Origin of the sequence: Parasaccharibacter sp. TMW 2.1891 (genome assembly GCF_023337675.1) — a bacterium.
Lineage (GTDB): Bacteria > Pseudomonadota > Alphaproteobacteria > Acetobacterales > Acetobacteraceae > Bombella > Bombella apis.
On record NZ_QORT01000002.1, the window covers coordinates 292649 to 313944 of the forward strand.

At 61.3% G+C, this 21296-nt stretch carries 15 protein-coding genes; 7 read left to right on the forward strand and 8 right to left on the reverse strand.

The window, feature by feature from the left end; translation table 11 throughout:
- Positions 1-348: 348 nt before the first annotated feature.
- The 3 genes from DTJ15_RS06850 to DTJ15_RS06860 are packed head-to-tail and all read right to left on the reverse strand — an operon-like array spanning position 349 to position 8043.
- Complete coding sequence (locus tag DTJ15_RS06850; RefSeq protein ID WP_249109693.1) at positions 349-3606, reverse strand: efflux RND transporter permease subunit; 3258 nt, start codon at positions 3604-3606, stop codon at positions 349-351.
- Complete coding sequence (locus DTJ15_RS06855) at positions 3603-6791, reverse strand: efflux RND transporter permease subunit (protein WP_086431355.1); 3189 nt, start codon at positions 6789-6791, stop codon at positions 3603-3605. The genes DTJ15_RS06850 and DTJ15_RS06855 overlap by 4 nt, the downstream gene beginning before the upstream one ends.
- A gap of 55 nt (positions 6792-6846) precedes the next feature.
- Positions 6847-8043, reverse strand: a complete 1197-nt coding sequence (locus tag DTJ15_RS06860; protein WP_103765216.1) for an efflux RND transporter periplasmic adaptor subunit — start codon at positions 8041-8043, stop codon at positions 6847-6849.
- 261 nt (positions 8044-8304) lie between these two features.
- Between DTJ15_RS06860 and DTJ15_RS06865 the strand changes: the two genes are divergently transcribed.
- The 5 genes from DTJ15_RS06865 (at position 8305) to DTJ15_RS06885 (ending at position 11487) form a co-directional block, all read left to right on the forward strand.
- Entirely contained in the window at positions 8305-8616 is a 312-nt protein-coding gene (locus tag DTJ15_RS06865; protein ID WP_227449673.1) for a CsbD family protein, read from the forward strand.
- A 29-nt stretch (positions 8617-8645) separates the two neighbouring features.
- Positions 8646-9371: a DUF4339 domain-containing protein gene (locus DTJ15_RS06870; protein WP_249109694.1), complete on the forward strand. Its 726-nt coding sequence runs from the start codon at positions 8646-8648 to the stop codon at positions 9369-9371.
- Positions 9372-9526: 155 nt separating this feature from the next.
- On the forward strand, positions 9527-10162 hold the full coding sequence (locus DTJ15_RS06875) for a ribonuclease HII (RefSeq protein WP_249109695.1): 636 nt from the start codon (positions 9527-9529) through the stop codon (positions 10160-10162).
- Complete coding sequence (locus tag DTJ15_RS06880) at positions 10159-11244, forward strand: DNA methyltransferase (protein WP_043557870.1); 1086 nt, start codon at positions 10159-10161, stop codon at positions 11242-11244. The genes DTJ15_RS06875 and DTJ15_RS06880 overlap by 4 nt, the downstream gene beginning before the upstream one ends.
- Before the next feature lie 39 nt (positions 11245-11283).
- On the forward strand, positions 11284-11487 hold the full coding sequence (locus DTJ15_RS06885; RefSeq protein ID WP_043557871.1) for a hypothetical protein: 204 nt from the start codon (positions 11284-11286) through the stop codon (positions 11485-11487).
- 97 nt (positions 11488-11584) lie between these two features.
- Here the strand turns inward: DTJ15_RS06885 and DTJ15_RS06890 are convergent, their stop codons facing one another.
- From DTJ15_RS06890 to DTJ15_RS06910, 5 genes are all read right to left on the reverse strand, one after another.
- Positions 11585-12286, reverse strand: a complete 702-nt coding sequence (locus DTJ15_RS06890) for an ankyrin repeat domain-containing protein (RefSeq protein WP_249109696.1) — start codon at positions 12284-12286, stop codon at positions 11585-11587.
- Positions 12287-12409: 123 nt separating this feature from the next.
- The gene (locus DTJ15_RS06895; protein ID WP_249109697.1) at positions 12410-14515 is read right to left on the reverse strand and encodes a glutamine amidotransferase; all 2106 of its coding nucleotides are present in this window, start codon (positions 14513-14515) and stop codon (positions 12410-12412) included.
- The gene (locus tag DTJ15_RS06900; protein ID WP_249109699.1) at positions 14512-17268 is read right to left on the reverse strand and encodes a DUF4159 domain-containing protein; all 2757 of its coding nucleotides are present in this window, start codon (positions 17266-17268) and stop codon (positions 14512-14514) included. Before DTJ15_RS06900 ends, DTJ15_RS06895 begins: the two co-directional genes overlap by 4 nt.
- Positions 17265-18185, reverse strand: coding sequence for a DUF58 domain-containing protein (locus DTJ15_RS06905; RefSeq protein ID WP_249109701.1), 921 nt, complete (start codon positions 18183-18185; stop codon positions 17265-17267). Before DTJ15_RS06905 ends, DTJ15_RS06900 begins: the two co-directional genes overlap by 4 nt.
- 33 nt (positions 18186-18218) lie before the next feature.
- Entirely contained in the window at positions 18219-19259 is a 1041-nt protein-coding gene (locus DTJ15_RS06910) for a MoxR family ATPase (RefSeq protein WP_249109703.1), read from the reverse strand.
- Positions 19260-19492: 233 nt separating this feature from the next.
- On the opposite strand from DTJ15_RS06910, the gene DTJ15_RS06915 reads away from it, so the two are divergent.
- Together DTJ15_RS06915 and DTJ15_RS06920 are read left to right on the forward strand one after the other, a co-directional pair.
- Entirely contained in the window at positions 19493-20041 is a 549-nt protein-coding gene (locus DTJ15_RS06915) for a DUF1285 domain-containing protein (RefSeq protein WP_249109730.1), read from the forward strand.
- Positions 20038-21279: a CCA tRNA nucleotidyltransferase gene (locus tag DTJ15_RS06920; RefSeq protein ID WP_249109704.1), complete on the forward strand. Its 1242-nt coding sequence runs from the start codon at positions 20038-20040 to the stop codon at positions 21277-21279. Before DTJ15_RS06915 ends, DTJ15_RS06920 begins: the two co-directional genes overlap by 4 nt.
- The last annotated feature ends 17 nt before the right edge of the window (positions 21280-21296 follow it).

A 21296-nucleotide genomic window follows, 5' to 3' on the forward strand; every position in this document is an offset into this window, starting at 1 on the left:
TGGGGAAAGAAAGGCAGGATGTGATGTTTTGCATGACTGAGCCAGGATGGCAAAAGATGTGCAGTAGAATTTTTAACAGGCTCAGCCTGTCTGAATGTGGTGTGATGACAGGTCTGTATGTGGATGCCTATTCCTTCCGTCACAGGTCTGTCGGTCCCCACGCATGGCTGAATTTATGATTTCTTCATCTGTTTGATCCAAAAAAAGAATATATAAGATACGATGCATACAACCATCAGGTATTTCAGTCTTTCTGAAGCAATTTTCTCTCCTGAGAATGATTCAATCACATCTGTCATGGCGTATTGGAGGAGATTTTTGTTTTTCCAATACGGAGGGCAGATTACGTCATGTATGTTTCCTGAAGAGTGAACGCTGCACCCTGTGGCTCAGCCGGTCGAGTGATAGATAGACAAGTGGTGTCGTATAGAGTGTCAGAAGCTGGCTGAGGCAGAGCCCCCCCAGGATGGCGAGGCCAAGGGGCTGGCGCATTTCACTGCCATAATCACCACCGACAAGCAGTGGAACAGCTCCGAGGGCAGCGGCTGCCGTTGTCATGAGGATAGGGCGGAAACGCAGATGGCTGGCTGTGAGAATGGCTTCCTCTGCCGTCTTGCCCTGATGGCGGGCATGGGTGGCAAAGTCGATCAGCATGATGGCATTTTTCTTGACGATGCCGATGAGCAGAATGACGCCGATCAGGGTCAGAAGTGAAAAAGGCTGCCCGAACAGATCAACGGTCAACAGAGCCCCCACACCGGCAGAAGGCAGTGTGGAGAGAATCGTGAGTGGGTGGATCAGGCTTTCATACAGGATGCCCAGCACGACATAGACGGCTACCAGTGCTGTGAGGATCAGGAGTGGCTCCCGGCTGACGGATTTTTTCAGACTGGCGGCGTTGCCGGTGAATCCCCCCTGTATGGTGTGGGGAAGGTGAAGGCGGACCATGGTGCCTTCCACCGCCTGTATGGCGGGTCCCAGGCTGGCCCCCGGTGCCAGATTGAAGGAGATGGTCGTGGCGACAAATTGGCCTTGATGGTTGACAGCAAGCGGCGCATTGACTGCTTTCAGCGGTCCGAGCAATGGCAGGGGGACCATGGTTTCGCTGCTGGTGGTAACAGCCGAACCATTGGAGGCTGACCGGCCACCGGCCAGAGCATTGGCCACGGAATTCAGATAGGAAAGCTGGCTCTGCGACATGGTGGCAGGGCGGCTGCTGGCCCGGACACGGATGTTGTTGGACGCATAGGCCCCGTTGGCCGTTCCCCCTGTAATACTGACACGCATCTGTTCCAGAAAAGCGGGATCGGCCCAGAAAACGGGCGCAGCTTCCATGATGACACGGTACTGGTTGAGGGGCTCATAGATGATGGAGGCAGCCCGCTGGCCAAAGGCGTCGTACAGGGCGTTGCTGACAAGCTGTGGTGTGATGCTGTAGCGGGCCTCCATGTCCCGGTTGATGGCCAGCGTGATGCCACGGCCACCTTCCTCCACGTCGGAGGTCACGTCCGAGAGCAGGGACAGGTGGGAGAGCGCCGTCACGACCCGGGGTGTCCATTGATACAGCTCCTCCGCAGAGTCGCCCTGAAGGCTGTATTGATAAGCGCCGTCTGTTGATCGTGCCCCCCCGCCGATCATGCTGGGCAGGCGCAACCTGATGGAAAAACCGGCCCTGTGTCGGAATATGTGATTCAGCCGGCTGACCGTGGCGGAAATATCATCGTTCCGTTCGGCTTTTGGCTTCAGCGTGACGAAGAGATTCACGGAGTTGGCGGAACGCTTGCCCGGCCCCCCAATGACACTGACGACATCCGGGTCCTTTGCCAGCCGCTTTTCCACCCGGATGGTCAGGGCCTGCAAGGCATGGAAGGAAATGTCCTGGTCAGCTACCAGCCGTCCCATGAGCATGCTTTCATCCTGCTGGGGAAACAGTTCCTTCGGCAGGATGACGAAGAGCCAGCCTGCCAGCAGCAGGCTGAGAGGCAGGGAGAGCAGTACGGGTACGGGATGGCGCATGATGGCATGGAGTGACCTCATGTAGCCTGCTGTCAGCATCCGGAAGCCATCATCCAGTCTGGCCCCACACCAGCGCAGGCCTCGCCGGACCAGACTGGGGCGGTATCTGTCCCCCGGGGCGAGCAGCAGGGCCCCGAGCATGGGGGTCAGGCTGAGGGAGAGCAGCATGGAGACGCAGAGTGCCAGAATGATCGTCATGGCAAATTCGTGGAAGAACAGGCCGGATATCCCTTCCATGAGCAGGATGGGCACAAACACGACGATCAGCGACAGTGTGATGGAAATGACGGTGAAAATGACTTCTCCGGTGCCTTCTATGGCAGCCTGCTGGGCTGTCTTGCCCATTTCCCGGTGGCGGGTGATGTTTTCCAGCACGACGATGGCATCATCCACCACAAAGCCGGTCACGATAGTCAGGGCCATGAGCGACATGATGTCGAGCTGATAACCAAGGAGATCCATCAGGGCGAATGTGGTGACGATGGAGGCGGGAACAGTAATGGCCGGGATGAGGACGGCAATACCGTCCCGCAGGAAGAGCAGTACCACGAACACGACCAGAATGACGGACAGGATGAGCGTGCGCTGCGTATCGGCCAGAGAGGCCCGGATGGTGATGGACCTGTCCAGCTGGAGGTCCAGTTTCGTATTGCCCGGCAGGGCCGTGCGCAGCTGGGGCAGGCGGGCTTTCAGTCCATCGGTTGTTCTGATGACATTGGCCCCGCTCTGGGGATAGACGGTACAGATGATGTCCGGCTCACCGTTGACATAACCGGCCTGTCGGAGGTCCTCTGCACTGTCCACGACATCAGCCACGTCGGAGAGACGCACAGGCTGGCCGTTGCGGTAGGCAATGATGAGAGACCGGTAGGCACCTGCTTTCGTGGCCTGGTCGTTGGTGGCAAGGATGAGGCGCTGCCCCTGAAGCTCTATGAAGCCCTTTGGTGTATGGGCGTTGGCGGAGGTCAGGGCGGCCCGGATGTCCTCAAAGCCGATGCCGTAACGGAAGAGGCGCAGGGGGTTGATTTCCACCCGGACAGCAGGCAGCGCACTGCCATGGATGTCCACATTGCCTACCCCTTCGACCTGGCTGAGGCCGGGCATGATGACATTGTTGGCAAAATCATAGAGCTGCTGCGGCGTGCGGGTGGGTGAAGTCAACGAAAGGACCATGATGGGCGGCCCGTTTGCGTTGGCCTTCATGTAGCTTGGGTCGTTGCGCAGGGTGGTGGGCAGGTCCTGCCGTGCGGCCCGCAGGGCGGACTGTACATCCCGGGCAGCCCCGTCAATGTCCCGGGACAGATCGAACTGGAGAAGAATCCGGGTCTGGTTCACGGTGGACTGGGAGGTGATCTCCCGGATTCCAGCGATGGCGCCAAGGTGGCGCTCCAGTGGTTCGGCAATCGTGCTGGCGATTTCGGAGGGAGACCCGCCCGGCTGGTTGGCAATGACCATGACAACCGGAAAATCGACATCAGGCAGGTCGGAGACAGGCAGGTTCACATAGCCGATGCAGCCTGCAAGGAACATGGCCAGTGTCATGAGGATGGTGCCGACAGGCCGGGTGACGAAGAGGCGGATCAGACTCACGGTGTATCGGCAGGCAGGCCGCTGTCATCGGCTGAGGTCCGGAAGAAGCGCTTCACCCTCAGGCTGCACTGGTTCATGAAGAGATAGATGACAGGTGTGGTGAAAAGGGTGAGAAGCTGGGACAGCATCAGCCCGAAGACGATGGCCACGCCCAGTGGGCGGCGCAGCTCCGCCCCTGTCCCGACACTGAGAAGTAACGGCAGCGCCCCAAAGAGGGCAGCAAGGGTTGTCATGAGGATGGGGCGGAAGCGCAGCAGGGCGGCCTGGCGTATGGCTTCGGGAGGTGCCAGCCCGTCCTGACGTTCGGCCTGGAGGGCGAAGTCGATCATCATGATGGCGTTCTTCTTCACGATGCCGATGAGCAGCACGATGCCGATGATGCCCATGATGTCCAGCGGCATACCGAATGCGTACAGCCCGAGCAGGGCACCGATGGCCGCCGAGGGCAGGGTCGAAAGGATCGTCACGGGGTGGATGAAGCTCTCATACAGCACACCCAGCACGATATAAACGGCCACGATGGCAGCAACGACCAGCCCCAGCTCATTGGTCAGGGAATTCCGGAAGGCGGCTGCTGTCCCCTGGAAGGCTGTCTGGAATGTGGCGGGCAGGCCTATCTTCTGGCGGATATGGTCAATGGCTGTCGTGGCCTCCCCCAGCGCATGATGCGGTGCGACATTGAAGGAGATCGTCGTGGCGGGGAACTGCCCGTAATGGGTGATGAGCAGGGGAGACACGATGCGGGAAAGGCTCGTGACCTGGAGGAGCGGGACCAGTCCCGATGTGGGCTGGCGGCTGGGGCCGCTCGTGCTGCCTCCGGCCTCCGAAGAGATGCCGGGCAGATAGAGCTGGGAGAGGCTGCTTTCATGTTTCTGGAAGCGTGGGTCCGTCTCCAGAATCACGCGGTACTGGTTGGACTGCGTGTAGATTGTGGACACCTGCCGCTGGCCGAAACTGTCATAGAGCAGGTTGTCAACCGTCTGCGGGGTGATGGAGTAGCGGGCACCGTTGGTCCGGTCCAGCGTCAGCATGGCGGTCAGACCATCCGCCTGAAGGTCGGAGGTGACCCCTCCCAGAGAGGGTTCATGTTTCAGCGCATCAAGGAAGCGGGGCACCCAGAGGGAGAAGTCATCATAATCGGGTGTTTCCAGCAGGAACTGGTACTGCATGGCCGAAACGGATGATTCCAGTGAGAGGTCCTGTACGGGTTGGGTATAAAGGTGAACTCCCGGCAGGGCCGTGGCGGCTTTTTCCAGTCCGGCCTGTATCTCTGCCAGTGAGTGGGTCCGCATCTCTTTGGGCTTGAGATTGATGAGGAAACGGCCGGAATTGAGTGTCATGTTCTGGCCGTCAATCCCGATGAAGGAGGAGAGGCTGACAATATCCGGGTTCTGGAGGAGGAGCGCTCCCAGTTCGGCCTGCTTTTTCTTCATGCCTTCAAAAGAGATGTTGGCTGGCATGATGGAAATACCCTGGATCACTCCCGTATCCTGCGGGGGGAAAAAGCCTTTCGGGATGGACCAGGCCAGCAGGCCGGTAATGATGAGGCTGGCGAGCGTGGTGAGCAGTGTCAGGGGCTGGTGCCGCAGGACGATGCCGAGAGCATGGTCATAATGGCGGATGCACCAGTCCATCATCTGGCCGGTTTTTCGGGCGAACATGGCCAGGCGACCTTCACGGCGGGTATGGCCATGTCTGGTGGGGCCATGCTCGCTCAGCATCCGGGCGCACATCATGGGCACGAGCGTGATGGAGACCAGGGCCGAGATGGTGATGGTGATGGCCAGCGTCATGGCGAATTCGTGGAAGAGACGGCCTACCACGTCACTCATGAAGAGCAGGGGAATGAGGACGGCGATCAGGGAGACGGTCAGGGAGATGATGGTGAAACCGATTTCCTTTGCGCCCTTCAGGGCCGCAGTGTAGCGGTCGTCCCCAGCCTCCACGAAGCGGGAAATGTTCTCGATGACCACGATGGCATCATCCACCACAAAACCGGAGGCGATGGTGAGGGACATGAGGGACAGATTGTCCAGCGAGAAGCCCAGCATGTACATCGCCGACAGGGTGCCGATCAGCGAGAGGGGGACGGAGAGACCCGGAATGATGGTGGCCGGAACATTGCAGAGAAAGACGAAGATGACCCCCACGACGAGCAGCATGGCCAGAACAAGCTCGAACCCCACATCCTTGACGGACGCCCGGATGGTGGTCGTGCGGTCGGTCAGGGGGATGATGTCGATGCCCGGTGGCAGTTCCTGTTTCAGGCGGGGGAGGATGGCCAGCACATTGTCCGCCACGGCAATGACATTGGCACCGGGCTGCCGCTGGATGTTGAGGATGAGAGCCGGTGTCCTGTTGGCCCAGGCGGCAAGCTGGCTGTTTTCTGCGCCCTCCACCACGCGCCCGACATCACGGAGGCGGATGGGCCCATTGTTCTGATAGGCGATGACCTGGTCCATCAGCTGTTCGACAGACTGTATCTGCCCGTCAATCCGCAGGGAGGTGGCGTGCTGGGGACCATCGAAGGTTCCTGTTGGAGAGTTGACGTTGACTGTGCCGATGATGGTCCGGACCGTATCCAGTGCAATGCCGTAGGAGGTCAGCTTTGGAACATTGATCTGCACCCGGTAGGCTTTGCGGTTGCCTCCAGAGAGCGTCACCAGCCCGACGCCGGAAATCTGGCTGATCTTCTGGACAAGCCGTGTGTTGACGTAATCCTCCACCTCCGGCAGCGGCATGATGCGGGAGGTGATGCCCAGCGTCATGACAGGCGTGTCCGCCGGGTTGACCTTGGCATAGATGGGGGGTGCAGGCAGGTCGCTGGGCAGCAGGGAGCCGACATTGTTGATGGCGGCCTGCACTTCCTGCTCGGCAATGTCCATCTTCATGTTCAGCCCGAAGCGCAACGTGATGACGGAGGCGCCGCCGGAGGACTGTGAGGTCATCTGGTCCAGCCCGGCCATCTGTCCCAGCTGTGTTTCCAGCGGGGCGGTGATGGAGGTGCTCATCACGTCCGGGCTGGCACCGGGATAGAAGGTGGAGACCGTGATGGTGGGATATTCCACTTCCGGCAGGGCCGAGATGGGCAGGAAGTGGTACCCCAGCACACCGGCCAGCATGATGGCCAGCATGAGCAGGCTGGTGGCAACGGGACGTTCGATGAAGATGCGCGAGGGATTCACGGGCTCGGGCTTCCGGTCGGCGGGCAGGAAAGGGGCGTGGGCATCCTTGCAGGCATCAGTGCGGTTGGGTGGTGGCAGGGTTCGGGGAGGAACCGGGCCCGGCAGCAATGGTGACCCTGCTGCCAGGGCGCAGATGGTTGACGCCATCTGTCACGACCTGGTCCCCTTCCTGGAGACCGGAAAGAATGACGGTGTGGTGGTCATCGTTATAGCCTGTCTTCACGAGGCGGATGGCCACGGTCATGTCCTGCTGTACGGCATAGACAAAAGCACCGTCAGGGCCTGTCTGTATGGCATTGCCGGGCACGACGAGGGCGTCTTTCAGTGTCTGGACGAGGAGATGGGCATTGACGAACTCATTGGGGAAAAGCCGCTCCGTTTCGTTGGGGAAGATGCCGCGCAGGCGTACGGTCCCCGTAGCCGTATCAATCTGGCTGTCCAGCGCATTGACCGTCCCGGTAGCGAGGCGGCGGGTGTTGTCGCTGCTCCAGGCTTCTACGGTCAGGCTGGGATGGCTGTTCAGCTGGTCCTGCACATCCGGCAGGCTGTTCTGCGGCAGGGTGAAGATGACGGAAATGGGCTGCATCTGGGTCAGGGTTGTCAGCCCGCCGGATTGCCCGACCGTGACATAGTTGCCGGCATCCAGGGCACGGATACCCACCCGGCCATCCACCGGGGCGACGATGTGACAGTACAGGACATTCAGTGCGGCATTGCGGACATTGGCCTCGTCAAAAGCGACCTGCCCTTCAAGCTGCTGGACGGTGAAGGCCTGGTCCTGTGCCAGCATGGCCGATGTGGAGTTCTGCTTTATCAGCTTCTGGTAGCGGGCATTGTCCACACGGGCCTTGGCCAGCTGCGCACGGTCGGCGGCCAGGGTGCCCATGTACTGGTGCAGCGTGGCCTCATAGGGGCGGGGGTCGATCAGTTCCAGCTCATCCCCACGGTGGACGTGCTGCCCTTCCTGATAATAGACCGCCAGTATGTGCCCGCTGACACGGGGTGTGATGGTGACGTTGGTGATGGGGACAACCGTACCGAGCAGCTGGAGAATGACCGGCACATCGGCCCGGTGGGCAGCCTCCACGGCTACGGCCTGGGCGACGTCGCCATGGGCCATGGTGGTCTGCCCACCACCGGCATGAGGACGCAGGACAAGGAAAAGCAGGATGGCGACCAGGGCAGCCCCGATGATCCACCATTTTTTCCCCCTGCCGGGCTGCCGGGTTTCTGAAGCTGGGGCGGCGCTCATGGTCGCAGGGCACTCCTGTAGGCTGGGGAAACGGTGCATGACATGCACGTCATCGACATTATGTCAGAAAGTCCGGCGCATATTAAAGATGCTTGGCCAGAATTGCACCTAAACATTCGGCAGTCACAAAAATACCTTCCTCCTGAGGGAGGAGGACGGCTGTCCCCCTCTTGAAGAAAATCCATGAGGGTTACATATCTGCGGGGTGGCCCCGTCATGCAGTGCACTGGGGCCCACAGGTGAAACGGTGCATGGAAATGCATGGCGCTGATTGGGAGCGATGGAATGGTTGATACAACGTCGATGAAGGCCGAGGGTTTCGTGCAGGAAGCTAAAGGTCGGCTGAAGGACACGGTCGGTGCGATCTCTGGTGATGCTGCCATGCAGGCCGGTGGGAAGATTGACCAGCTGGGTGGTCGTGCCAAACATGAATTTGCGGATCTCTACGATGCCAATGAAAGCCGCCTGGAGGCTGTAGCCGCTTTCATTCAGGAGCGTCCTTTCGTTGCCCTAGGGATCGTTTCCCTTGTTGGGCTGGTGATCGGACGCCTCTTCTTCAGGAAGCGTGGCTGAAACAGGGAACAGGAGGCCGGAGAGGGTTCATGCACTGGTATTACGAACGGGATGGTCGGGAGGTTGGGCCAGTATCGCAGAGCGAGATGGTGCGGCTGATCATTCATCGTCATATTCGGCCGCAAACCCTCGTCTGGCATCCGGGTTTCGGGAATGAGTGGCGTCCGGCCAGCAAGGCTGGGCTTGTGTCGCCTTCCGCCGGTGTGCGGCTGTTTGTCACCGTGGGTGGGCGGTCATCCACACGGGACGAAGGAGTGGCGGGAGCGGTGTCGTCCGTCTGGGCCTGGTTGATGCTGGTTCCCGGGCTGGTTGACCTTCTTCTTCTCGTTGTCGGGCAGCGGACACATTGGGCGGTCACGCCGGACCGGCCGGTAACGGGTGTCTGTATTTACGTCATCCTGTTTCTGACGCTGATAAAGGACCGCCAGACCTTGGCCCGGGCTGGGATGAAACCTCCTTCTTTCTGGTGGTGGCTGTTCTTGCCGGGTTATTTCTGGTGCCGCATGAAAGTGCTGCGCCGTGGGGTGGGGCTGTTTGCTGCCTGCCTTTTCCTGGGGTTCCTGGAAGCCGGAATTCTTCTCTCCAATCCTCCACCGGGTTTTGAACCGCTCCTGAAGCTGAAACAGGCAGAAAAACCGGTTGCTTCGTCCCCTCGTGAGCTTCCCCGGCAGGATGGTCAGGCGTCTCATGGTGATGGAGGGTCCGGGGCATCTTCTGATGGAAGTCCGGACCAGAACGGGCATGTGGAGCTCTGATGGCCAGACGGCTTCTGTCTGTCCGGCCAGCGGGGCATAATTTTTCCTATTGACTCATTTTATTTCAAAAAAGGTCTTTCCTTTCGACTCGGAGTGATTCAGAATCGGCCTCACGTTGATGATGTGCCGTGTGAGGCGAGTGGAAGAAGGACCCGATGCCGGATTACAGCCTGGAAGAACAGTATGACGGGCTTGTAGCCGGTGTGGACGAGGTCGGCCGTGGCCCTCTGGCTGGGCCGGTCGTGGCGGCTGCGGTTGTGTTCCGTGCGCCACCATCTCCTCTGCTGTCCGGACTGCTGGATGACTCAAAAAAGCTGACGGTCCGCCGCCGGGAGAAGGCTTATGCCGCTCTGCTGGAGGATGATACGGTCTGTGCGGCTCTTGGTGCGGCATCCGTCCCGGAGATTGATCGGCTGAATATTGGTCAGGCCTGCCATCTGGCCATGCGGCGGGCCATGGTCCGTCTGGCCGAGGCATTGGGAGAATGGCCCGCCGTTGCCCTGATTGATGGCAACAGGGCACCATCCCTGCCTTGCCGTGTGGAGACGGTCGTCAAGGGTGACAGCCGGAGTTTGTCCATTGCGGCAGCTTCCATCCTGGCGAAGGTCGTGCGGGACAGGCTGATGACCCGTCTCGCCATGCGCCATGGTAATTATGGTTGGGACCGGAATGCTGGTTATGGCACGGCACATCATCTGACGGGACTGAAAGAAGAGGGGATAACCCTCCATCACAGGCGCAGTTTTGCCCCTGTGAGACAGATGATCGCAGCAAAGGTTCACGCAGCATGAAAGCGGATATGCCCCTGAACAGGATTTTACGCGGGGAATGTGTGGAGGTGATGAAGACACTTCCGGATGCCAGCGTGAACTGCGTGTTTGCTGACCCTCCCTACAACCTTCAGTTGCGGGGAGAGCTTCGTCGCCCGGATGAGAGCGTGGTGGATGGCGTGGATGATGACTGGGACAAATTCACGGGCTATGAGGCTTATGATGAATTTACCCGTGCCTGGTTGGGTGAGGCACGCCGTCTGCTGCACAAGGACGGAACCATCTGGGTGATCGGCTCCTATCACAATATTTTTCGTCTTGGTGCGATCATGCAGGACCTGGGGTTCTGGATTCTTAATGACATCATCTGGCGCAAGTCGAACCCCATGCCCAACTTCCGGGGGCGTCGCTTTACCAATGCCCATGAAACGCTGATCTGGGCTGCCCGGGGGCCGGAGAGCAAATACCGTTTCAACTATCAGGCGATGAAGGCACTCAATGAGGACCTTCAGATGCGGTCGGACTGGTACCTGCCTCTCTGCACGGGGAATGAACGGCTGAAGAATGATCACGGGCTGAAGCTGCACCCGACCCAGAAGCCGGAAAGTCTGTTGCACCGGACCCTGCTGGCCGCAACGGTAGAAGATGATGTGGTGCTGGACCCGTTTTGCGGGACAGGGACTACCCCAGCCGTGGCCAAAAAGCTGGGGCGCCGTTATCTCGCCATTGAGAGGCATCCGGATTACATCAAGGCAGCAGAAGCCCGGCTGGAGCGGGTGGAAGTTCTGCCAGCAGACCAGCTGGAGATCACTCCGGCCAAACGGGAGATGCCCCGCATTCCATTCGGGTCTTTCGTGGAGAATGGCAGCCTGCCCGCCGGTACGGTGGTATATGATCGGCAGAAGCGGCTGAAGGCTCGTGTCTCACCGGATGGAACGCTGGTATCCGGCCAGCATCGGGGATCCATTCACAAGCTGGGGGCCCTGCTGACCAATGCGGCCTCCTGCAATGGCTGGACCTTCTGGTATTTTGAACGGGACGGGCAGTTCCTGTCCATTGATACATTGCGGCAGGAGACACATCTGCTGCGCCGAACTGCCTGAAAAACGGCTTTTCAGAGATGTGAAGGGGAGGGACGACGCATGGATTTTCTGGAGACACATACCGGGCTGGTCATTGCCGTCATAGCTTTGGTTTTTGCCATTCTGTTTCATTTCATCATCATGCGCCCGCAGAAGAAGTCCGCTTTTGTCTGTTTCTGTTGGGACCTGCTGATTTTTCTCATCTGTCTGGCGGGCATTTCCATCATCTATTATAGCGCTCTGCCGCTAATGGCTTCATCGTGACCATCCGGCAGCTGCCATGAAAAAAGCCCTTTCCGTCAGACCACGGGAAGGGCTTTTTTCATGATCAGTCATGCTTTGTGAAAGCAAAGGAAGAGGCTCAGGGCGCAGTCCGAGGGGCTGGAGCTTTCTGCGGATGGGATGTGCGATGCACGATAGCGTGGGGCCTGCGCTGTGGGGCATGGGCTGTTCCAGTCCGTGCCGGAGGGGCTGCCGGCCCCCCGAAGCCCAGAAAGCCGACCGAGGGGACGGGCTGGCCCGGATTTTCCACAACAGGCGCAGGAGCACGTGCGGCAAGGCTGGCCTGGCCATTGACGGTAATATGGTTGCTGCTCTCATCATGCGTGGCGCTGGTGATGAGCTTGCCATCGGGGTTGTAGGTCCGCAGGGAAAGCAGCTGGAACATGATGTCATTGCGGCCAAGGTCTATGGCAAGGTCCAGAGGCGTCTGCTCCAGCACGTTGCGGGCATTGATGTCAGCACCACGGCTGAGGGCCTCTTTGGCGCCGATGAGTGACCCACGGTTGATGGCATCAAACAGGGCGGCTGTCGGGTTGATGTCCATCCGGGCATGGCTGTTGTCGCCGCTGTCCGTCTCTGCGCCGGGCAGGGCCGAAGGTGGCGCTGCACGTCGTGCATCCTTGCGGGCCTCGGCCTGTTTCTGGGCGTCCATGGCTTCCTGCTCGGCCTCGGCTTCATCGGCGGACTGGGCATGGGCCCGGTGTGGCAGAACCACAACGGAGGCAGCCGAAAGACCGATGGCGAAAGCGAGACGGGGCAGGAATGAACTCAATGGACGCATGATCGGGAACAGTGCTTTCTTTTCTACCAGCTACGGGGGACAGGCCGCAGGCATCATGTCAGGCAGTGGCAGGGCCTGTCAATTTCACAGGGTGACGGCACCACAGCATGGCCTGCTGCCGTTTTACCGTCCTTCACGCCACCAGCCAAGGCCCATCATGGCAAGAATGAGGATGAGGGCCAGCCATCCTGGCAGAAAAGCCGTGCTGGATCCGCCCGCTGCAAGGGCCGACTGATGCAGGGGCAGCCCTGCCCAGCCTGTTCCATGCAGGGGATGGCCTTCGGCGACCTGTCTGATCTCCGGGATGGTCCCTGTTCCGAGCCAGAACAGGCCACCACCGGAGCGGCTCACGAGGGAGGCCATCCTTGTGGCGGTACTGCGCAGGTCCTGGTCTTCCAGCGGGTTGGTTTCAGGCAGGGCCACGGTCGTGCTCAGCCCGCCCTGCTGGACGGTCCATATCCGGCCATTCTGCTCAGGCCGTGATGGCAGGGGCAGGCTGCCTGTCCAGATACCGTCACGCCCCGGCACGGGGGAGAGGGGAAGGACAGCATGATGGCCATCCGGGTCGATGATGTCAGCCTGAACATTGGCCAGAGGAGCCAGACTGGTGCGGCTGACATGCAGCTGCCCCTGCTCGATATGGGCGTCCAGCTGGTTTTCTTCCAGTTCCGGCTCCTTCATCAGCCAGTGTGAGAGGCGGCGCAGCAGTTCGGCCTGTGGTCCTCCACCTTTTTCTCCACGGGACCAGAGCCAGATCTGGTCTGAGAGAAGCATGGCCACACGCCCCTGTCCCTTCTGGTCCAGCACCAGCAGCGGTGCCCCTGAAGGTGTGGCCAGAAGGGTACGGCCCTGCGTCTGGTCCGTACGGAGTGCCCTGTACCATGGGCCCCATTCTTTGCCCCAGGGGCCCTGTTCCGGCAGGGCCTGCGTGACGGGATGGGACAGCCCGAGGGCGGTCCGTCTGGGGGAGAAGGGCTGTGTCATGATACCCTGTTCAGAGGGGACATGGGCAGGGAGGATGGCGCCGACAGGTGTATCCTGCAACGTGCCCGGCTGTGTCATTTCCGGCCCACCAACCACAAGCAGCCCACCACCCTTGCGGACATAGCGGGCAATATTTTCCAGATAACTCTCCGGCAGAATGTTCTGGTTGCGGAAGCCATCCAGAATGATGAGGTCGAAGCTGTTGATCTTTTGGGCAAAAAGCTCATGCGTGGGGAAAGGGATCAGGGCGAGGTCGGAGAGGGGGGTATCATCTTCCGTATCGGGGGATCGCAGAATGGTGAAGTGGACCAGATCAACAGATGGATCGGCCTTCAGCAGGGTGCGCCAGACACGGGCCCCCTGATTGGGTACACCGGAAACAAGCAGGACACGCAACCTGTCCCGCACGCCCTGAAGCTGGATGATGGTACTGTTGTTCCGCAGGGAAGCTTCACCCGGCAGGGGGGAGGCCGTGAGCTCCTTCAGGGTAAGCCCGGCATGGGTGACGGGGACATCCAGCTCCACGGGCTGGCCGCTCTTCGTATGGGCGAGGATGTTCGTCTGGCCGTCAGGGCCATGGTCCAGAATATCGACAGGCTGCCCGCCAGGCGTTCCCAGATCATCGACCTGAACACGGATATGGGCCGTCTGGCCGATGATGACATAAGGGGGGGCACTGAGAACCCGCAGCCGCCGGTCCGTTTCCTCCCCTCTGGCGGAAAGCAGGAGATGCAGGGGAATGATGCGGCCTGTCATGTCCTTGAGGGACGGGGGAAGCTGGTCGGGAATGTCGTGATCCATTCCGTCCGTGAGCAGGAAGATGCCTGCCGGATTGTTCAGGGAGAGGGCGGCATGGTCCATGGCGTCGAAAAGGCGTGTGCCCTGGCCATGCCCGCCAGAAACTTCCAGCTCATGGATTGTCAGGTCATGCAGTGCCCGGCCCTGGCGCAGCAGTTGGGCACGAGCCTGCTGGACGAGGGCTTTCCGTTGCCCGATGTCCATGGAAGGGGAAACATCCACCACGAGGAGGGCATCCTGTGGCTGGGTCTGCATGTGGGGGTGTATCTGCCGGGGGTTGGCCAGCCAGAGCAGCCCCAGCAGGATGGCACCCACCCGCCAGGGGACGTCCCGCCTTCCGCGCAGGGCACCATAGAGACCAGGGAGCAGGCATAGGCCCGCCAGTGCTGCAAGCAGCCAAGGGGGCAGGAATGGTGCCCAGATGATGGAAGACAGGGCGTCCGTCATGGAGCCTCACTTTCATCAGCGTCATCAGGGTTGTCATCATCCCCGTTCCTGAGACGTTTCAGCATCTCTGGATAATGGCGCTGGTCGTTCTTGTAGTTGCCGGTAAGGGCATAGATGATGGTGTTGAAACCAAAGCGGTAGGCCAGTGTCCGCTGATTTTCGCCATCAGGAATGACGGCGAAAGGGTGCTCTCCATTCTGGTCAATGGCCCAGGCATGGGCCCAGTCTGCATTGCCGATGATGACAGGGCTTACGGTTTCGCTGTCATCATTGTTTCCCTGCCGGGCGACATAGACGGGCTGTCCAGCAATGCGACCGGGAAAATCGTGCAGCAGATAGAAGGTATGGGAGAGGGTGTGCTGGTCGGTCAGTCTGGCAAGCGGTGGGATGGGCAGTCCCTCCATGGCCTGTCTGAGGGCGGTGCGGGTAGCCTGGCCATCCGTACCGTCCATGGCGCTGCCTGCGCCCATCTCATCAATCAGGATCATGCCATTGTGCTGGAGGTAATGGGCAAGCGCTGTTTTCCCGGCTGGATCCAGATGGGTGCCGGGTATGACAGGCCAGTAGAGGAGAGGATAGAAGGCCAGATCATCCTGTCCCGGCACGACCCCTACGGGACTGTCCAGATGTGTGGTGCTGCGCTGGTTGAGGAAGTGCGTCAGCCCTTCAAGCCCCTGTTGGACTGCCTCATCCGTGTCTGCGTTACCGGTCTGGATATGGGCCAGACGGATGGCCAGAGCCGCAGGAGGAACAGGAGCCTGCGGGGCCGAGGCTGGTTGCCCCGTCGTAGCGGCCTGCAACTGCGTCACGATGAGCAGCCCGGCTCCCAGGGAAAGAGTGGCGTTGCGGGCCATGCGGAACAGTCCGGCCCGACCGAGGGAGAGGTAGAGGTCCAGCAGGATCAGCCCGAGGGCCAGCAGCATGAGGGGTGGCCAGAGGGGCTGTTCTGGCGTGGCCTGCCCTGCTGCCCTGATCGGACCGAGAGCGGCTTCATCTGCCATAGGGGGCTGATGGTCTGCCAGATTGAGTGGGTGATGCTGGGCAGCCCCTCCGTAGAATCCGGCCTGATGGAGGGCATCGACAGGCTGTTCTGTCGTGCTGGGCAGCGGGCGGATGGCGGGGGATGGCGGTACGAGGGTCTTGTCGAGAGTCAGGACCCGCCATGGCGCCAGGGCGTCCGAGGTGGTGTGATTGGTGCCTGTCTTTGTCTGCATGATGGGAGTACGGGTGATGAGACGTTCCATCATCTGGGGGAAAAGGCCGGAGAGTGGCAGGCTGGACCAGTCTGCCGTCGGGGTGATGTGGAAGAAGACGATCAGGCCGCCGCCTTCCTGCCGGGCAGTTACGAGGGGGGTGCCATCGGTCAGCGTGGCCCAGACATGCCGGGACAGGTCACCCGTGGGCTGGGCCAGAAGTTGACGGGATACGGTGGCGTCTTCGGGGATGGTCAGCCCAGCGAAAGGAGTGTCTGCCGGGAAGGGAGCCAGTTTCTGCGGGCTGCCCCACGACATGGGGCCCCCCAGTTGCCTCATGCCGGAGAGGAGGGGCACGGGCAGAAGAGCAGCGTCATCGTCTTTCATGGTCTGCTGGCTCTGGCGGGCCAGTTCCGGCCCTGCGAAGCGGATCAGGATGCCTCCTTTGCGGACCCAGCCGAGTATGTCGCTCAGCCCCGCATCGGAGAGTGTGCCATCCGTGGCGATGATGATGTCCGGGTGGCGGGGCAGGAGACTGTCCACAGTGCCCTCCTGATAGGGGATGACAGCCTGCAGGGCACGGGTCAGGTAGAAGCCGCTACCTGTCAGCGGTGCATCATCACCATTGATGTGCAGAAGGCCAACCCGGTGCTGGTCCATCCTGCCGGGTAGAAGCACCATGCCTGCCGGACCGGAAACGGATGGCAGGCTGAAGGCATCGAAATGGTCCGGGTCAGGCAGGGTACGCCAGGTTCCGGTGGGAAGTGGCGTATCGGCCTGGACGGCGAAATGTCCGTCTTTTTCCAGCGTCATGCCCAGCAGGCGGCGTGTCTGCTCCGGGCAGTCGGGGAGTGTTTCCGCCTGTGCCGTCAGCTGGCTTTCCTGCCGGATGGAAAGACGGATGAGGTCGCAGCGGGGCCAGCGTACATCTTCGGTCCGGTGGGCAGGCTGAAGGGCGGCACGCAGGGCCTCATCCCCCGGCTGTGCCAGGCCATTGGAAAGTGCGATGACCGTTGCTCCATGCAGGTCCGGGGCGAGCGCCTGAAGCTGGCGGGCGAGGGTCTGCCGGTCCCCAGGCCATGTATGGGGAGACAGACCGGCAAGAAACTGTTGCAGGGCAGTGCGGTCACCGGGCTGGAAGGGGCGAGGCATGTGGCCGTCCGCCTCTGGCGTGTTCAGCAGCAGGGTCACCCGCCCGCCGGAGCGGAGTGTGGCTTCTCCCAGAGCGAGGGCATTTTTCCTGCGGTCATCCCAGTGTGGGGTAGCCGCCCAGTCATCATCCAGAATGAGAACCAGTTTCTGCGGGGTCTGCTGGTCCTGTCCGGGGAGATGGAGTGGCCGGGCAAAGGCCAGAACGAGCAGAGCTAGGGCAACCATGCGCAGGAGCAGGAGCCAGAGCGGCGTGCGTGCGGCATCCTGCCGGACAGGCGAGAGCCTGCGGAGCAGGATGAGAGAGGGGAAACGCTGTTGCCGGGGGTGGGGAGGAATGGCCCGGACCAGCCACCACAGGGCAGGCAGGAGGAGCAGGAACAGCAGCAGGTAAGGGGAGAGAAGGATCATGCCCGCCCCCGCAGGAAGGTGTGGCAGTCCGCCAGGACAGGCAGGGCAGGATGGTCGGTGACATGGAGGCGGAAGAAGGGCGCCTGTCCCTTTTCGATCTTTTCAAGCTGGCTGAAATGTTCGGTCAATCGGGCCTGATAGGCCTCATGCAGGTTCTCCGTGGCCGGGAGTGTCAGGTCCGGTTCAGCCTCGCAGCTGGTAAACTGGACAGACCCGCTGAAGGGCAGGCGATGCTCCTGTGGGTCCAGCACGGCCAGCAGGGCGATGTGGCCGGGATGGGTGGCCAGCGGCGCCAGGCAATGCTGCACGGTGGCCTCTTTCCAAAGGAAGTCACTGACGAGCAGCAGAGCTGCATGAGGGGGAACAGCTGTCAGGCTGGGCAGGACCGCATCCCTGCCAGTATCGTCACGGGGAGGAAGCTGCATGAGAGCATGGGCGAGACGGGGCAAGGCCTGATGACCGGAAAAACGGGACCGGAAGCCAGGAATGCCCACATCCTCACCGCCCAGCAGGGCTGCCTGGCCAAGGGCCAGGGCATCAGCCAGAGCGGTGTCATGTTTGCTGGGCAGGCTGTTGGCAGATCGCCAGCGCATGGAGGCAGAGGGGTCAACCCAGATGAAAAGTGGCCGGGGGGCATGCTGCTCCCGCTCCCGAACCCAGAGCAGGTTTGGTTCCGGCGAGCGGGCAGACTGTTTCCAGTCGATCAGGGAGGCTGGTTCTGTTGGCTGATGGGGACGGAACTGCCAGAATTCATGTCCGTCCCCGGCTCTGCGGTTGCCGTGAGGGCCACTGCGCAGCTGCTTTGCCAGCCCTCGGGCTGAGAGAACCAGCTCCGGCAGGGAGACAGGCTGCGGGGCGGCATCACGCCCTTTGCGAGTGCCAAAAAACCGCTGGAAGAAGGAGGGTGAGCTGGCCATGTCCGTACTCTGGGAACCGCCTGGGAGCCCGGCCTAGCCGAGGCGCTTCAGCTGGGCGGCAATGAGCTGCCGGGCATCCACACCCTGCGTCTGGGCGGCGAAGCTGATGCCCAGGCGGTGAGCCAGAACAGGCTCGGCCAGCACACGGACATCTTCCATCGAGGGGGAGAGACGGCCATGCAGCATGGCCCGTGCCCGGCTGGCAATCATCAGGGCCTGGGCAGCACGAGGGCCGGGGCCGTAATCCAGTGACTGACGGACCTCGGCACTGGCTGTTTCATCCTGTGGCCGCAGGCCCCGGACAATGGTCAGGATGGCTTCCACGACCGTTTCCCCGACCGGCAGCGTGCGGACGAGTTTCTGGGTGGCCAGAAGCTCTGCGGTGGAAAATATGCGTTCAGCCTTCCGTTTCGTGGCCCCTGTGGTCTGGAGCAGCATCCGGCGCTCGGCCTCCCGTGCCGGAAAATCCAGCGGAATACGCATCATGAAACGGTCAAGCTGGGCTTCTGGCAGGGGGTAGGTTCCTTCCTGCTCGATGGGGTTCTGGGTGGCCAGAACATGAAATGGCTTGGGCAGGGGCCATGTTTTGCCACCCTGCGTGACGTGCCTCTCCGCCATGGCCTGAAGCAGGGCGGACTGGGTGCGGGGGCTGGCGCGGTTGATCTCGTCCGCCAGCACCAGCTGCCCGAAGAGGGGGCCGGGCAGGAAGCGGAAATGGCGCCTGCCCTGTTCATCCTGCTCCAGGATTTCTGCCCCGGTGATGTCGGAGGGCATGAGGTCTGGCGTGAACTGGATGCGGCTGTCTTCCAACCCCAGAACATGGGCGCAGGTATTGACCAGCAGCGTCTTCCCCAGCCCCGGCGCCCCGAGCAGCAGCGCATGGCCCCCCCCCAGCAGGGTTGTGAGGACATGCTCGATGACCGTTTCCTGCCCGAGGACGATTCGGCCAATTTCCTGTACGAGCGTTTTCAGCCTGGGGGCCAGCCCATCAAAGGCACGGACCGTGTCATCATGGTGGAACGCCCTGTCCTGGGGGGAGGATGTCGGGCCGGAGGCAGAAGGATGCTGGGTCATTACAGATTCGGAAACAGAGGGTAGGGGGGTTTTAACAGGCCGGGATCATTCCCAACTCTGGGGCAGGCGGTAAGCTACCATGTAAGAGGCCCTTTTAAAAAGAGAGGGTCGCAGGAAAGTGGCACACCATCATGCAGGTCCATCGTGATGGAAGGACGGAAAGGGAGGAGATCATGAGCATCAAGCCTTATGAGAGACCGGTGCCCCCGCTGGAGGGACCGGATGAGGCCGTGATGTCCGAGGACGAGATGGTCCTGCACCTGCCTTTCCATATCCGGCGGGACGGGACATGGCTGTACCGGGGGACGCCCATCCGGCGCAAGGCCATGCTCTGCCTGTTCGCCTCCTGCCTCGACCGGGACCGTCAGGGGCGTTACTGGCTGCGGACGCCGACCGAGGCTGGCGTCATACAGGTGGATGACGTTCCCTTTCTGGCGGTGGAACTGGATTTCAGGGGCTGTTCGGAAAAGACGCAGACACTGTGTCTGCGGACCAATCTGGATGAGGTCTTCTGCGTGGATGCGGAACATCCCCTTCTGTGTGACTGGGATCGCCCGGCTGATGGAGCGACCGTGCCCTACATTCATATGAGGACTGGAGCAGGAGGGAAGCCCATTCTGGCCCGCATCAGCCGGGCGGTCCTTTTCGAGCTGGCGGCTCTGGCCGTTCCGGGCTGCGTGGGAGGTGAACCCTGCCTGGGAGTCTGGAGCCACGGGATGTTCTTCCCGCTTTCCCGCCTGCCGGATGAGACCGTGGATGACCTTGAGGAGCCGTGCGTGTGACCAGCAGGACACCATCTCCGGCCACCCTTCTGGAAGTCCTGTCCGATGTGCCCGGTCACGCCGGGCTGGCCCGTATCTGGCAGGCTCTGCCGCAGGCCCGGCTGGTGGGGGGCTGCGTGAGGGACCTGCTCTGTGGCCGTGACGTGCATGATCTTGACCTGGCCAGCCCGGTTCCACCGGAAGAGGCCCGGCGGCGGCTGGAAGAGGTCGGTGCCAGGGTGATACCGACCGGCCTTGAGCATGGAACCATCACGGCGGTGATTGACCATCACCCTTATGAAATCACCACCCTGCGGCGTGATGTCAGTACCGATGGCCGCCATGCTGTCGTCGCCTGGACGGATGACTGGGAGGAAGATGCGCAGCGGCGGGACTTCACGATCAACGCCATGTCGCTGGATCAGGATGGGCAGCTGCATGATTATTTCGGCGGACTGGATGATCTCCGGGCCGGGAAGGTACGGTTTGTCGGGCAGGCGGCACGGCGCATCGAGGAGGATGCCCTGCGGTGCCTGCGGTTTTTCCGCTTTTTTGCCCGTTATGGCCGTGGCGAACCGGATGGCGAGGCCTGTCAGGCCATCATCCGCCTGCGGGAGACGATGACCCGCCTTTCAGTTGAGCGTGTGGCGATGGAGCTGCTGAAAATCCTGTCAGGCCCGCAGCTTCTGCGGACTCTGGAGCTGATGGAGGAAACGGGCACCCTTGCCGTGCTGCTGCCGCATCATGCGCCCCTGTCTGATCTGGAGCGTCTTCTGGCCTGTGGTGATCCTGCCGAGCCGCTGCATCGTCTTGCCGTTCTGTATCCACCCGGCGGAGGGGACGGGCAGGGCATGGCGGATGTCGGTGCCCATCTGAAACTCTCCAATGAGAGCCGGGATATGCTGGCCGCTTTTGCCAGATACGGGCCGGAACTGGCGGTCACGCTGGATGATGACGGTATCCGGCGGGCTCTTTTCCAGCAGGACAGGTCCATCCTGCTGCTGCGAAGCTGGCTGGTGCAGGCGCAGGAGCTGGGACGGCCCGATGAGGGCTGGAATGAGCTGCGGCACCGGCTGGAAACCGTGGAGCAGCCCGTTTTTCCTCTGGCGGGGCGGGACCTGATTGCTCTGGGTGTGAAACCGGGGCCGGAAATGGGGCGGTGGCTGAAACAGACGCAGCACTGGTGGCTCACACAGGGTTGCCGTCCCGATGCCGGGGCATGTCGGGACTGGGTGAGCCACCAGCTTTCCCCTTCCTGAGGGGGCTGCTAGAAGGT